This window comes from Paraburkholderia sp. BR10954 (assembly GCF_040965775.1).
GTDB classification, from domain to species: Bacteria; Pseudomonadota; Gammaproteobacteria; order Burkholderiales; family Burkholderiaceae; genus Paraburkholderia; species Paraburkholderia youngii.
Map to the genome: position 1 here is coordinate 304694 of NZ_JBFRCK010000001.1, position 13937 is coordinate 318630.

Here is a 13937-nt window from a genome sequence, read left to right on the forward strand (position 1 = left end):
GATGTGAGTGACTTGAGAACGACGCTGCAGCGCAGCGTCGCTAATGAGGAAGCGAGTCGGAATTACACGCAACGTGCGGATTCCGTTGAGTTGAAGCCAACGCCGCGACTTGAATAGCCAAACGCTTCAACAGAGATCATCGCCGATGCGTTTGTTGGAGCGGGGCGCTCGGCGGGGCGAAAGACGGCGTCGCCGCGGCGGATTGCACGCCGCGACACCACGCACACGCCCGGCGCTCTCGCATGGCGAAGACGCCAGCGCTGCTCCCCATAGTGACATCGTCCGGGCTCCACCCAGCGAATGATGAGTGTGGTCTCGGACTGTTCGAGAATTTCGACCTGGACTCGTGCGTCGTCTAACGCAGCGTACCCTGACGTTTTCACTGGCTGCTCCTGGAATGGGGCTTTTTCGCTGAAATCGCGTGCTGTCACGCGTGGGGCGGCGTCTCGATAACCTTGCCGCGGAAGATCGCATACTGGTGCAGGTTGTAGCCGATCATCACCGGGAACACGAGGCCGACTCCGATCAACATGAACGCGAGGGTCAGGGTGTCCGACGCGGCTTGCAAGATCGTGAGCCTGCCCGGAATGAAGTAGGGGTAGAGGCTAATTGCAAGGCCCGCGAACGACACGATGAAAAGCGTTATCGCCGCTCCGAAGGGCCCGCGGTCGCGTCCGCGATAGAGCGACGCCATGAGCCGGCCGTACGAGAGGACGGCGAGTACGCCGAGCACCGCAAGCGGGGCGAACACCCGGGGCTCGGACCAGCGGGCATGGACCGCCACGCTGTCGAACCAGGTCGCCGCGGTGAGCACGATCGCGGCCGCGACGGTGAACTGTGCGCTCAACAGGGCCAGCCGGCGGGCCCAACGTTCGAGCAGACCCACCGCCTTCCTGGCGAGCCACGTCGCGCCGAGCAGGCTGTAGCCGCTGACGACCCCGATGGCTGTCACCGTGATGAACGCCGTGCTGGATCCGCCAGGCACGAACCCCGTGATCACCTTGCCGAGTGCGATGCCCTGAGAGATGGCCGCGACGAGGCTGCCCACGCCGAACACGACGTCCCATAGGCTTCGGTGCTGCGCGCTATGGCGGAATTCGATGGCTGCACCCCGCATGATCAGCCCGGCTATCATCGCCATGACGGGCAGATAGAGCGCTTGCATCAAGGCCGCGTAGGCAGCCGGAAACGCGCCGAACAGGGCGCCGCCGACCACGACCAGCCATGTCTCGTTCGCATCCCACACATGACCGATGGTTTGAACCATCAGGTCCCGGTCTCCGCGATTTCTGCTCAGCAGAGTGAGCATACCGACACCAAGGTCGAATCCATCGGTCACGACGTAGAAGGCCAGCATCAGGCCGATCAGGCCGAACCACGTGAGGGCCAGCAGGGAATGAGTGGTGCTTTCCATCGAACGATCTCCCTTCAGTTGGGGCAAGAAGATTCAATATTCCGTCGCCATCGTTTGGGGCGTGCTGCTCGTGGTCGTGGGCGGTGTGGCAGCGAGATCGGGACCGTTCTTCAGCCAACGCCGCGCGAGTAAGAAGAAGCTGATGAGTAACACGACGTCGAACACGAAGAACATCGCCACGCTGGCCGTTACCGAGGACGCGGGCACCGCGGACACGGCTTGACTGGTTCGCAGCAGTCCGTAGACGACCCATGGCTGACGTCCCACCTCGCGTACGATCCATCCGGCCTCGACGGCCACGTAAGGCAGCGGGATGCACAGTACCCACGCCAGCAGCAGCTTGCGCTGCGCGAGGAGGCGCTCGAGGTTGCCGCGCGCTTTGTGCAGCGCATACGCGGTCCAGAGCGCGAGCAGCATGAACGCGAAGCCGATGCCGGCCATCACCCGGAACGCGTAGTAGAGGAGCGGCAGCATCGGCGGTTGGTCGGCGCGCGGGAAGTCCGTGAGACCCGAGACCCGTCCGTGCAGCGAGTGCGTGCCGAGAATGCTCAGGAGTCCCGGCACTTCGATCGACCAGTCATTACGCTGCTTTTGCTGATCGGGCCATGCAACGAGCGACCATGCGGCGCCTGTGCCCGGCTTGTTGGTCTGCCAGTGCCCTTCGATGGCGGCACCTTTCGCGGGTTGAGTCGCGAACACGCTGGTGCCGCTGGAGTCTCCCAGCCAGACCTGAAGCGGTGCAACGACGACGAGCACGCCCAGTGCGATCTTGAAGGAACGCGCAAAGAACTCAGGGTGCCTCCGGCGGAACAGGTGGTATGCCGAGATGCCTGCGATCACAAACATCCCGGTTTCGATCGCGGCCGTCCACATGTGAGAGACGGCCCACACCATGTCGGGGTTGAAGATGGCCGCTGCATAGTCCATGATCACGAGCTTGCCGTTGACGACGGTGATACCGGCGGGCGTCTGCATCCACGAATTGGCGACCATGATCCAGAATACGGAAATGCTGGATCCGAGCGCTACCATCGCCGTGGCGAAGACGTGGACGCCACGTGACACACGTCCCCAGCCGAGCATCATCACGCCGATGAATCCGGCTTCGAGCATGAACGCCATTGCGCCTTCGAAGCCGAGAATATTGCCGACGAACTGGCCACTGAACTGCGCGAAGCCGGACCAGTTGGTGCCGAACTGAAATTCCAGCGGAATGCCAGTGACCACGCCGACCGCGAAATTGAGCGCGAGCAGCTTGCTCCAGTGGCGGGCGTGGCGGTAGTACATTACGTCGCCGGTGCGAATCCACAGTACTTCGATCAGCAGCAGGAATGCCGACAGACTGACAGTGAGGATAGGCCACACGATGTGGAAGATCGTGGTCATCGCGAACTGCGCGCGCGAGAGTTGGAGTACGTCAGTGAGCATGATGACTGTCCCATTGCGGTGTGCGATTGGCTACGTTCGAGCGACGTCAGCGTTGGGAGACGTTGCCCGTATAGAGCAACTTTAGGCCGTTCATGTTGCGCGGCTCAATTGCACGAAGGTGTAACGATACCGAGGCGCCGAAGGGAAAGACGGTCACCGGAACCTGCTACCAAAGTGTAGTTGCGACTGTGGCCGGCGAGGCCTAAATTGGTTCGCAGGCTAAAGTTTTTGTCCCGAATGCCAGCGAGATGGAGGTCAGATCGGCTCGCTATACAAGGTCTTTGTCTTGGGACCTGTCTGGATGGTGCTTGCGGCGCCCCTTCATCATGAAAAGCGAAATCTTCACCGCCATTGCAGCGCGCCTTTGTAGCGCTTACATCACAGGCCAGGTGCGACGCATCATCCAGATCGCGACGAGCGCCAGACAGTGGGCTGCCCTTGCCGGCGGCCCTATGACACCGGCCGGTTACGCGATTCTCGCGTTCATGGTCGGCGCCATGCTTCTGGCCGCGCTACTGACGATCTATTGGGCGCGTGTTGGCATTGGCAGCGTATTCCGGGTGGGCTGCTGGTTTTCGTGAAGCCGGAGCGGCTTCGTGATTTTCTCCAATCTCGGACTTGCCGCGGCCGCATAGGACCTAGGCATCATCTTGCGTGCGGGCGTGGCGCGCTGCCTCCTGAACCGCGTGCACGAACGCGGCTGTGACCATACTCGTCACCAATACGCCCTGCACTCCGATCAGCACCGAATCGATCCGACCCACGACGGTGGTGGGCACCACGTCGCCGTAGCCGATCGTGAGCGCCGTGATGATGCAGAAGTAGAGGGCATCCCCAAACGACGATGGCGTTCTGCTTCCCGTTTCCATTGGACCGCCGGCGTAATACATCACCGCCGAAAGCAGAAGAAACAACACAAATAACGCTGCGAGCGGCGCACGCAGGTACCAGAGGGTCCTCGCAAATTCTTCGAATACGTGGCCAGCCTTCAGGGGGGCGGGCGCGGAACGCCTAACTTTCGTCTCCATGGATCATCTCCAACCGTCTTCGTTCACACGGTGAGGGTAGGCCCGCGGCGGAGCGCGGAGCCATTGCACTATGGTGTTAGTCACACCTTCGCATCCCCAGCAAATACGTGTCCTGAACCAAGGTGTAATTGCGGCTGCGTTGGGTACGCCCTACATTGGTTCGCAAGCGCCACTGCAAATGAGGCCGCTTTTTCATGCACTGGCATGGCCCGTTTGTGGCATCAGCCGTTTGTCCCCCGGGGACCTGGAGCAGAGCAATGAATCGTAACCGCCGTCAATCAGGCGCCAAACACGGCGCACAACGCGCAGGCGCTTATGTATCGACCGACGTGGCGCTCGGCGGCTCGAATGACGAACCCGCTCTCGGTGCCCACCTGATCACGAAACGCCACGGCTACGAACATCACGGCATTTATGTCGGTAGCGGCAGGGTCATTCACTACGCGGGTTTCGTGAAGTCCGTGCGTCGCGGCCCCGTCGAGGAAGTCCCGCTCGACCAGTTCGCCGATGGTCACGCCGTTGATGTGCGCCAGTGTCCGTTGCCGAAGTATTCCGGCGTCCAAACCGTGCTGCGCGCCCGCTCGCGGCTCGGCGAAGACCGGTATCGCCTGCTGACGAACAATTGCGAGCACTTCTGCGCATGGTGTCTGGATGGTGAAAGCCGCAGCGAACAGGTCCATGCCTTCCTCAAACATCCGGGCGCAGGCGTCCACGCGCTGCTGTGTCTCGTGAGCGCCCTCATCGGCATTCGGGTCAAAGCCGATCACGCAGCGGTTACTGCGGCATGAAAGCCTTGAGTTGAGTTTGATACAGACAAATGCGTGAAGGAGGCCGCCATGAGCCCGACTGAAATGACTCTGCACTGGGCCGTCGAGAAATGGCTCACGCCCACGCACGCGACGCGCGCGCATGTCGTGCGGGTTCGCCGCAATGGTATGCATCGGCGCTGTGTGTGCGTCGAAGCGATGCTTTCCGGCGGTCTGCTGTCGATTTTCTTCTTCCGTCACGACGATGGATCGTGGAATGTCTTTCCGCCCGCGCAAGCGCGGCCGGCCATGTTGGCGTGGAGGTCTGTGTGATGAACCACGGCTGTGGCAATTTGACGAAGTGCGTTTCCGGCGCGCACTACGTGTCGGGAGTCTCGGTGGATGCCGACGACCTCGCGTCCAGATCGGAGCGCCTGCTCAAGGTGTCAGTCATTGTGGTCTGTTGCTGGGCACTGATTGAGGCACCGCTGGAACTGAGCGGGTCGATCGATTCAACCTCACTGCTCGCTGTGGTGGCGTCGAAGGTACTGATTTGCCTCATTGGTTTCGCTGCCATCGTCGACCTGCGCTGGGCCCGTCACGTCTTCGCATTCATTTGCGCCGCAAGTGTATTTGCCGTAGCACCGGCGTTACCTCTCGAGTACACGCACAGCATTGCCCTTGCTCTCGTCTCGACGGTCGAATGCCTCGGTAAAGGCGCATGTGTTGTCGCGTTCGCTCTGGCGGCGTGGAACGGAGACAGTGTCAGCGAACGTTTGAGCGAAGGTCACCCTACGGCCAACGACCCGCAATGAGCCGCTCGAGTGTCGTTAGTCTGGCATTGCTGACAATGCCCGCTGTGTTGCTCAGCGGTTGCGCATTTGCGCCATCGATTCCGCTGTTGGGTGCAGCCTTTCCGGACTGGTTATTCTGCATTGTCGCTGGCATCACGGGGACTATTCTCGTCCACCTCGCATTGAGCCGGCGCGGTGCGATCCCGGCGCTCGCACCGCTCGCGGTCAGCTATCCGGCGCTGAGTGCGCTGCTTGCGATGACCGCCTGGTTGGCGTTTTTTCACCGTTGACGTGGGCCAAAAATGACTGACGACGCTCGCGCCGCGCGGTACATGAAGAAGCTTCCCGCCGCTGCGATTGTGCTGATTGCCATCGGCTTGCTGGTCGTGGTTCTGTGGCGGCTCGATCACGCACCGTCCACCGACGACGCGTATGTGTACGCGGACACGATCAGCGTCGTTCCCGAAGTCAGCGGCCGGATCATCGACCTTCCTGTACGCGACAATCAGGCCGTCAAACAAGGCGATCTGCTACTGCGCATCGACCCGCGTCCCTATCAGGCTGCGCTGGATCAGGCGCGCGCACGGCTCGACACGCTCAACAACCAGATCGTTTTGACGCAGCGTACGGTCCATGCGCAGCAATACAACGCGGATTCCGTGCAGGCTGCCGTCGAGCGGGCCCGCGCAGTGGCAAACCAGGCCGAGGACACCCTGCGCCGCACCGAACCCTTGCTCGCGCAGGGCTATGTATCCGCCGAGGAAGTCGATCGCGCAGTTACTGCGCAGCGCTCCGCGCAGGCGGAACTCAATGCCGCGATGCGCGAGGCGCAGCAGGCTAGCGCGGCGGTTAGCGGCGTTGATGCGCTGGTCGCGCAGCGCGCGGAGGTCAGGGCACAAATTGCCCTTGCCGAGCTGAATCTCGAGTTCACGCAGGTGCGTGCGCCGTTCGACGGTCGGGTGGTCTCGCTGCGCACGACGGTCGGGCAATTCGCATCGGCACTGAAGCCTGTTTTTACGTTGATCGATACGCGGCATTGGTATGTCGTCGCCAACTTTCGGGAAACGGAGTTGAAGGGCGTCCATGCAGGCACGCCATCGACCGTGTACCTGATGAGCGACACCGCCAGACGTTTCACCGGCGTAGTCGATTCGGTCGGCTATGGCGTGCTGCCAGACGATGGCGGCGTGGTGGAACAGGGTCTTCCGAGCGTGCAGCGCACCATCAACTGGGTGCATGTATCGCAGCGCTTCCCGGTCAAGATCGCCGTGCGCAATCCCGATCCCGAGCTGTTCCGCATCGGTACTTCGGCGGTCGCAACGCTCAACCGCGGCGACGCGGCGAGATCCAGGCGTTGAGGGCGACGTGATGGCGACACTCGATAAACCTTCATCGGGCTTGCGGCGATTCTCCCGCTTTCTCGTCGATGAGAACCGCGCTCAACCGGGGCGTGCAAACGTGATGCTGCGCTGCGTATTCGCGTGCGCGATCGTCATTACGATATCGATGACATTACAGGTGCCGTTTCTCGCGCTGTCGTTGCTCGTCGTGTTTTATGTCACACAGTCGAACGTGGTGATGACGCGTCTGGTCGGCGTTGTGTTCGTGGTCGGGGTGACCTCGGCCATCGGTAGTGCGATTCTTGTGCTGAAGCTGACGTTCGATTACCCGTTGCTGAGAATCCTGCTGTCGGCAGCACTGTTCTTCGTTAGCGCTTACCTGATGCGGGTGGCAAAAATCGGCGCTGCTTTCTTTGTCGTCGGCATCGTGGTGATCTATGTCCAGTCGTTCGTGGACCTGACCGATCACGCCGAGGCGCTCGTACGGATTGTGCTATGGGTGTGGGTCGCTGTGAACTATGCGATTGCGATCACGCTGCTGATCAACACGTTATGTCTGCCTGCGGAGCCTGTAGAGCAACTTGAAGACGCCATGCTGGCGCAGCTTGCGGTGACGCGCTCGGCCCTCGCGCACCTCGAGCGTGGCGAGCGCGGCGTTGCAGAACTCAACGCGCGAGCAATACAAGACGGAACTCTGACGCTGCAACGTCTGCTGCGGTTCGCGACGATGCGGGACGCCAATTACCGGCGCCAACAGGCGTTTCATCTGGCGCGTGTCGCAACGGTGTCGCGGTTGTATGCGGCGGCGGCTCATTTGCCGGAAAGCATGGCGAATGTCCCGGCTGGCGTCCTGCATGCACTGGGCGGCGCATGCGAGCGTTTCGTCCACGCCATTCGCACGGGGGAGCGCTTCACCGTGCCAGAGCGGCTCACGAACATTGTGGACCTCGGCATGCCAGGTGCGGTTGAGGAGATGCGGGAAGCGTTTCTCGCATTTGCCAGCAGATCGGCGGCGCCCGATTCGACGGAAACGGAACAGGAAAAACAGCGTTTTCTTGTCCCTGATGCGTTCTCGAACCCGGTCTATCTGCAGTTCGCGTTGAAAACACTACTAGCGGCGATGGTCGGCTACCTCTTTTACCTGGCGACTGGTTGGCAGGGCATACACACGATCATGCTGTCGTCGCTGATCGTCGCGCAGCCAAGTCTCGGCGCGACGAGTCAGCGCGGGATCCTGCGGATTGGCGGTGCGGCGCTCGGCAGCGCGATCGCGCTCGCGATGGTGGTATGGGTGGTGCCGCGCCTCGACGGCATTGTCGGCCTGCTGCTGATGTCGTTGCCGGTGATTGCGCTGGGTGCATGGATCAGCGCGGGATCGGAGCGGATCAGCTATGCGGGCACACAAGTCATGTTCACATTCGGGCTGGCCTTGCTCGGTCAGTTCGCACCGACGACGAATCTCACCGAGATCAGGGACCGGATAGTCGGCATTCTGCTGGGGGTGGCGATATCGACCGTCGTGCATGCATCGATATGGCCCGAAGCGGAAGGCGAGGCGCTGCGTCAACGTATCGGCGCTCTGCTGCGCAAGCTTGCAGCCAGTTTGCGACAGCAGAAAGGCGCAATCTCGGCGCCCGATGCGCTCTGGGCGGAGCTTGCAGATTGCGAGGCGATGGCCGCGCGCGTCGCACTGGAGCCTGGCTGGCAAATGGGCGAAGGGCAGCGGGAAGGTTTTCAGCACCATATCCAGACGGTGCTTGCGCAGATCCGCGAAATCCTGCTTGCGGCGGCCGCTTTCGAAGCGGAACGCCGGTCGCAGCCGAATGGGGAGGGTAGTGCGCAGCGCGCCGCAGCGATCTGGGCAACGACGGTCGCGGTATCGCTGGAAGGCTACGCAAGCAACTTGACCGGGGGCCAGCAGTCAGTGCACGCACCGGCTCCCGTTTTCTCCGATGAGGAAGCGTTGTTGCTCACGGATGCAGCGAAGCGTGCATACGATCGGTTGACTACACGGGCGACGCGTCTGATGGGACTGGTGTCGACCCTGCCGGCATGGCGCGATCATCAGTTCTTCGACAACGGGATCGCGACATGAACACCGCAATCGCGACCGGCTCTTCTGATTCGCTAGCGTATCGTTTGCTGCGCAAAGGCGTAGTGGCCGTATTGGCGTGCACATTGTCGGCCTGCGCGCTGATCCGGCACGATACAAAACCTTATGCCGTAATCGCCCCCGAACAAATCCGCATTAGCGGCGACATTCATCTCGAACCAGGCGATTGGCCAGCCAGGCAATGGTGGAGCGCTTACGGCGATCCGCAACTCGATTGGCTGATCGCGCGGGCACTTACCAGCTCGCCGACGATCGTGATCGCGCATACGCGCGTCGCGCAGGCGAAATCGGATATCGATCTGGTGCGCGCGGGGACGAATCTGCAGGTTACGGCGCTCGCCGCGCTCGACCGTCAACGCGTGTCGTCGAACGGCTTCCTCGGGGCCTACTCGACGAACGAACCTGCGATCGGTGCGACGGGGCCGTGGTACACGGAGGGCATCGTTGGGCTCGGCGCGAGCCTGGACATCGATATCTGGGGCGAGCAGCGCGCGCAAGTTGAAGCTGCGATCGGCGTGCACAACGCGCGGTTGGCGGAGGTCGCCGCCATTGAACTTGAGATGTCGACAGACGTCGCGCAGATTTACTACGGCATCCAGACGACGTATCGACTGATCGATCTGCTCTCGCAACTGCAGGATGTCGCGGCGTTCGATGTGGATGCACACGCGACACGTGCCGCACGAGGCCTGGAGCCCGTCACCCAGACCGAGCTGGCGCGTGCGCAACTGTTGGCGACGCAAAGGCAGCTTGTGGCGGCGCGCGCCAGCGTCGCGCAGTTGCGCGAATCGCTGCGCGCGTTGCTTGGGGCAGGTCCGGACGATCTTTCCGACATCAGGCCCGTCGCGTTGCCGCTGCAGCAGTCCGCATTGCCGCCGACACTGTCATACGAACTGCTTGCTCGTCGTCCGGACCTGCAAGCGCTGCGTTGGTATGTGCAGTCTTCGTTCGACCGTATCGACGCCGCGAAGGCCGCGTTTTATCCGAGCTTCGACATCAAGGCGTTTTTTGGCCTCAACGCGCTGCACCTTGCGGACCTCTTTACACATGCCAGTCAGCAGATCAATCTGATACCCGGTCTGTATCTGCCGATCTTCGACGGCGGCCGGCTCAACGCGAACCTGAGCAGCGCGCGCACGGCCAGCAACACGCTCATCGCGCAGTACAACGACGCCGTGCTGAACGCCGTGCGCGACGTAGCGGTAACGGGTAGCAGACTTCAGGACCTCGATCAGGAAGCCCTGCTGCAGGCACAGAAAATCGACGCCGTGTCGTTCGCCGAGGCCAGTGCGCAGGCGCACTATGAAAGAGGCGTTGCGAGCCGACTGACGGCAATGGACGCCCGCCAGGCAGTGTTGCTCGAACGCATCTCCTTGCTGGAGCTCGACGGGCAGCGCCTGAGTCAGGCGATCGCGCTGTCGAAAGCGCTCGGAGGAGGCTATCGCGACGAGGCACCTGTTGAATTGCGGGTAAGGTGACCTAGCCTTCACGCCCGTGCGTGCTCTGGGTTAGTCGTCCCGCGATGTTGACGAGTTCGGGGAGCGAGCGCGCGTCCATCTTTCGCATCACGTGTCGGCGGTGCACCTTCACTGTGATCTCGCTGATGCCCAGTTCGGCTCCGACCTGTTTGTTCAGCAGGCCGGATACCACTAACGCCATGACCTCCCGCTCGCGTCGACTGAGTGAGGCGTAGCGGTCACGGATCGACTGCATCCCGGCTTCTTCGGTCAACGCCGCGCGGCTGCGCTCGAGCGCGTGTCGGATGGCGTCGAGCAGCACCTGGTCGTCGAACGGCTTGGTGAGAAATTCGGCCGCTCCCGCTTTCATGGCTCGCACCGTCATCGGCACGTCGCCGTAGCCGGTGATGAAGATGATCGGCATGTCGGTACGTTCGGAAGCAATCAGATTTTGCAGGTCGAGGCCGCTGAGATCGGGCAGGCTGACATCCAGCACCAGACAGTTCGGGACCATCGCGCGCGTGCGTCCGAGAAAGTCCCGGGCGCAAGCAAAGGTTTCTGCCCTTAGACCAGCAAAGCGAATCATGGCTTCGAGCGACTCACGCACCGAGACATCGTCATCGACGACGAAGACGACCGGCGTGGCTTGCGCCGACGATGATTTCGGGGCGGCTTCGACTGCACGAGCGGGTATCATTTTGAACTCCATTCACAGGCCCCGGGGTGAATCATTCGACCTTGAGCGCGGCCTGGATCGCCCCCAGAAGGGCGGTATCGCTGAAGGGTTTGAGCAGACAATCGACGGCACCTTGTTCGAGCATGCGCGGGCGCAACACCTCGTCCCCATGCGCCGTGATGAAGACGATCGGAATGTCTTCCCGGCACCGCTTGAGCTCGTGCTGCAGCTCGTCGCCGGACATGCCTGGCATGGCGACGTCGAGGATCAGGCAGCGCACTTCGCCGGCGCATCCGGAGGCCAGAAATTCTTCTGCCGACCCAAATGCCCGGGTTGCGAAGCCGAACATATGCAGCAGGTCGGGCAGCGATTCGCGCACCGACTCGTCATCGTCGACCACCGCGATAAGCGGGCGCTCTGTCATCACAGATTCCTTTAGGGTCGCTCCGCGTCCGCGCGCGCGGACTGTCCTGTGGGCGCGGACCGCTCGGCGGCGGACACGCTGTCCGCCCGACACGGAATGGAGAAAGTAAATGTGGCGCCGCGGTCTTTGTTCGGGGAGGCCCACAAGCGGCCGTCGAGGCTTTCGATGATGCAACGGCTCACGAACAGGCCGATGCCCATGCCTTCCCGCTTGGTCGTAAAAAGCGGATCGAAAAGCTTACCGGCAAGCTGCGGGTCGATGCCCACACCCGAATCGGTCACAGAGAGCCGCACATGGTCGCCATCGTCGGGCTCGATGCTCACCAATATCTGCCGTGGCCGATCGTCGACGCCATTCATCGCCTCCACGGCGTTGACAAGCAGGTTGAGCACCACCTGCTGGAGCTGGATCTTTTCCCCGGTGACAGGCGGTAGATCGTCGGCCGTCTTCAGATGCAGCACGATCCGCTTGTTGCGAATCTCGCCTTGCAGCAGATCAATCACCTCCCGAGTCGCTTCGACCAGATCGACTGTATCGATAGTGATGGTTTTGTTGCTGAACAGCGCGCGCAGGCGTTTCATCACCTCGGATGCGCGGTGCCCGTCGCGGATCGTGCGTCGTACCGTCTCGAGCGCGCCTTCCACATTGGGCGGTTCTGCACTCAGCATGCGCAGACCGGTGCTTGCGTTGGTCACGATGCCAGTCAGCGGCTGGTTGATCTCGTGCGCGATCGAGGCCGTCAACGCGCCTTGACTGTTGACCCGGCTCAGATGGGCCAATTCGGCGCGCAGCGCGAGAAGCGCATCTTCTGACTCCCGACGCTCCGTCATGTCCTGCGCGGCGCCGATATAGTCCAGCGAACCTTGCGCGTCACGCGTGGCGTGCGCCTGTATGTGGATGTGCCTGACCGGGCCGTCGGGCAGCAGCAGGCGGATTTCGAACTCCAGATCTTTGCCTTCTCGCGCCCGCTCGATCATTTCGTCAAGTAGATGTCGGTCGCCAGGATGGAAGCGGGTGGCGATCGTGTCTATCGTAATCGGCACCCCCGGTTCGATCCCGAAGATGCGATAAAGCTGATCTGACCATGTGAACGCGCCGGTTTCAAGGTGCCAGCAGAAGCTGCCGCTCGAACTGAGCTGCTCCACTTTGGCCATCAGCGCCGCGCTTTGGCGTAAGCGCTCATCCGCCTCCTGACGCGCGGCGATGCTATGTGCCCGCTCGATGGCGATGCTCGCGATGTGCGTGAACTGTGCGATCAGTTCGCGCTGGATAGACGTGGGATCGCCGGGAGTAGAGCGAAACAGCGTGAACGTTCCCAGCACTTCGTCGGTACGCGACAGGATCGGCGTCGCCCAGCAGGAACGCAATCCATGCGCGAGGCTGCGCTCGCGCCACGCCTTGGTCCAGCGCGCGTCCGACGCGACATCGGGCACGATCACCTGCGCCTTGAGGGACACCGCCATGCCCAGCGGGCCGGAGTCATCGGAGGTGGCACGCGTACCGGCAGGAGGGAGAAAGCGCTTCGGGAGACCGGGAGACCCCAAATGCAGGCACGCGGCGTCGTGTGTCTCCCGAAAGGTGACTCTGCAGACGCAGTCGGCTGCGATCTCTTCGACCAGTCGGCATAGGTCGTTGAGAACGTTCGGCAGAGGCTGCCCTGTCGCGATCATCTCCAGCAGGCGATTTTCGCCCTCGAGCAGCGCCTCGGCACGCTTGCGGTCATCGATATCCGTCTGAAGGAAATACCAGAGAGCGATTCGGCCCTCGTTATCGCGCAACGGAAAGCCTTGCACGCGGAACCATCGGTAGACGCCATCGGCACGGCGATGGCGCGACTCCGCATCATAGGGCTCGCCGGTGACGATCGACGCACGGAATCGGGCGATCACCGCCGCCCGGTCATCGGGGTAGGTCAGGCCGTTGGTCTTCCACCCCCGCAACTCTTCGAGGGTCGAGCCGGAAGATTCCAGCGTATGACGGTTGGCATGGAAAACGTCACCGTCGCGCGAAAAAAGAATGACGCGGGTGGGGAGGCCATCGACGATCAGCTCGAAGCGCTGTTCTTGCGCGCGCAGCGCAGCTTCGGTTTGCTTACGGTCCTCTATGTCCGAGTTGATTCCGCACCACTTTACGGCTTGACCGCCAGCATCGGTAATCGGACCGGCTCGGCATGCGAACCAGCGATACGTGCCATCGAAGCGACGCATGCGCGCTTCCGCCTCGCCCGGTTCGCCGGAGGCGAGGACGGCTCGCCAGGCTTCGATTAGCCCCGGCTGATCATCGGGATGGAACGCCGTCTGCCAGCCTTCGCCCGACGCTTGCTCGACGGAAAGCCCCGTATATTCGCACCAGCGTCGATTGACGAACTCGATGCGGCCGTCGGGAAACGCTGTCCAGACCAACCCGGGGAGCGCATCGACAGTACGACTGAGTTCGTTTTCCATCGCGATCCCTTTCTACAGCGTGCCTCACGCTACAACGATCGGCTTTTGAGAACCGGGAGTCAATATACCTTGG

General features: G+C 62.0%; 15 protein-coding genes. 8 read left to right on the forward strand and 7 right to left on the reverse strand.

Annotated features, from left to right (window positions below; translation table 11 throughout):
- Window positions 1-62: 62 nt before the first annotated feature.
- The 3 genes from AB4Y34_RS01380 to AB4Y34_RS01390 are packed head-to-tail and all read right to left on the reverse strand — an operon-like array spanning window position 63 to window position 2842.
- The gene (locus AB4Y34_RS01380; protein WP_368715168.1) at window positions 63-383 is read right to left on the reverse strand and encodes a DUF3331 domain-containing protein; all 321 of its coding nucleotides are present in this window, start codon (window positions 381-383) and stop codon (window positions 63-65) included.
- A 44-nt stretch (window positions 384-427) separates the two neighbouring features.
- Complete coding sequence (locus AB4Y34_RS01385) at window positions 428-1414, reverse strand: cytochrome d ubiquinol oxidase subunit II (RefSeq protein WP_368715012.1); 987 nt, start codon at window positions 1412-1414, stop codon at window positions 428-430.
- Between the two features lie 33 nt (window positions 1415-1447).
- Window positions 1448-2842: a cytochrome ubiquinol oxidase subunit I gene (locus AB4Y34_RS01390; RefSeq protein WP_176379529.1), complete on the reverse strand. Its 1395-nt coding sequence runs from the start codon at window positions 2840-2842 to the stop codon at window positions 1448-1450.
- 326 nt (window positions 2843-3168) lie between these two features.
- On the opposite strand from AB4Y34_RS01390, the gene AB4Y34_RS01395 reads away from it, so the two are divergent.
- On the forward strand, window positions 3169-3423 hold the full coding sequence (locus AB4Y34_RS01395; RefSeq protein ID WP_176379530.1) for a hypothetical protein: 255 nt from the start codon (window positions 3169-3171) through the stop codon (window positions 3421-3423).
- Window positions 3424-3480: 57 nt separating this feature from the next.
- Here AB4Y34_RS01395 and AB4Y34_RS01400 read toward each other — a convergent pair whose 3' ends face one another.
- A complete protein-coding gene (locus tag AB4Y34_RS01400) occupies window positions 3481-3870 on the reverse strand; it encodes a potassium channel family protein (RefSeq protein ID WP_176379531.1) in 390 nt (129 codons plus the stop codon).
- 257 nt (window positions 3871-4127) lie between these two features.
- On the opposite strand from AB4Y34_RS01400, the gene AB4Y34_RS01405 reads away from it, so the two are divergent.
- From AB4Y34_RS01405 to AB4Y34_RS01435, 7 genes are read left to right on the forward strand one after another with little or no spacing between them, the layout of a single operon-like run.
- Window positions 4128-4658 carry a lecithin retinol acyltransferase family protein gene (locus AB4Y34_RS01405; RefSeq protein WP_368715013.1) on the forward strand — a complete coding sequence of 177 codons (531 nt, stop codon included), beginning with the start codon at window positions 4128-4130 and terminating at the stop codon, window positions 4656-4658.
- Between the two features lie 48 nt (window positions 4659-4706).
- Entirely contained in the window at window positions 4707-4949 is a 243-nt protein-coding gene (locus tag AB4Y34_RS01410) for a hypothetical protein (RefSeq protein ID WP_368715014.1), read from the forward strand.
- A complete protein-coding gene (locus tag AB4Y34_RS01415; protein ID WP_176379534.1) occupies window positions 4949-5431 on the forward strand; it encodes a hypothetical protein in 483 nt (160 codons plus the stop codon). The genes AB4Y34_RS01410 and AB4Y34_RS01415 overlap by 1 nt, the downstream gene beginning before the upstream one ends.
- Window positions 5428-5700 carry a YtcA family lipoprotein gene (locus tag AB4Y34_RS01420; protein WP_176379535.1) on the forward strand — a complete coding sequence of 91 codons (273 nt, stop codon included), beginning with the start codon at window positions 5428-5430 and terminating at the stop codon, window positions 5698-5700. The genes AB4Y34_RS01415 and AB4Y34_RS01420 overlap by 4 nt, the downstream gene beginning before the upstream one ends.
- 42 nt (window positions 5701-5742) lie before the next feature.
- The gene (mdtN, locus tag AB4Y34_RS01425; RefSeq protein WP_368715015.1) at window positions 5743-6768 is read left to right on the forward strand and encodes a multidrug transporter subunit MdtN; all 1026 of its coding nucleotides are present in this window, start codon (window positions 5743-5745) and stop codon (window positions 6766-6768) included.
- A gap of 10 nt (window positions 6769-6778) precedes the next feature.
- Window positions 6779-8845 (forward strand): FUSC family protein, encoded by a 2067-nt coding sequence (locus AB4Y34_RS01430; RefSeq protein ID WP_368715016.1) that lies wholly within the window; start codon window positions 6779-6781, stop codon window positions 8843-8845.
- The gene (locus tag AB4Y34_RS01435; protein WP_368715017.1) at window positions 8842-10341 is read left to right on the forward strand and encodes an MdtP family multidrug efflux transporter outer membrane subunit; all 1500 of its coding nucleotides are present in this window, start codon (window positions 8842-8844) and stop codon (window positions 10339-10341) included. The genes AB4Y34_RS01430 and AB4Y34_RS01435 overlap by 4 nt, the downstream gene beginning before the upstream one ends.
- A 1-nt stretch (window position 10342) precedes the next feature.
- On the opposite strand, the gene AB4Y34_RS01440 is transcribed toward AB4Y34_RS01435, so the two are convergent.
- Genes AB4Y34_RS01440 through AB4Y34_RS01450 form a run of 3 tightly spaced genes read right to left on the reverse strand, consistent with a single transcriptional unit; the run spans window position 10343 to window position 13864 of the window.
- Entirely contained in the window at window positions 10343-11017 is a 675-nt protein-coding gene (locus tag AB4Y34_RS01440) for a response regulator transcription factor (RefSeq protein ID WP_176379582.1), read from the reverse strand.
- Between the two features lie 31 nt (window positions 11018-11048).
- Entirely contained in the window at window positions 11049-11420 is a 372-nt protein-coding gene (locus tag AB4Y34_RS01445; RefSeq protein WP_176379538.1) for a response regulator, read from the reverse strand.
- Between the two features lie 11 nt (window positions 11421-11431).
- Complete coding sequence (locus AB4Y34_RS01450) at window positions 11432-13864, reverse strand: PAS domain-containing protein (protein ID WP_368715018.1); 2433 nt, start codon at window positions 13862-13864, stop codon at window positions 11432-11434.
- Window positions 13865-13937 lie beyond the last annotated feature (73 nt).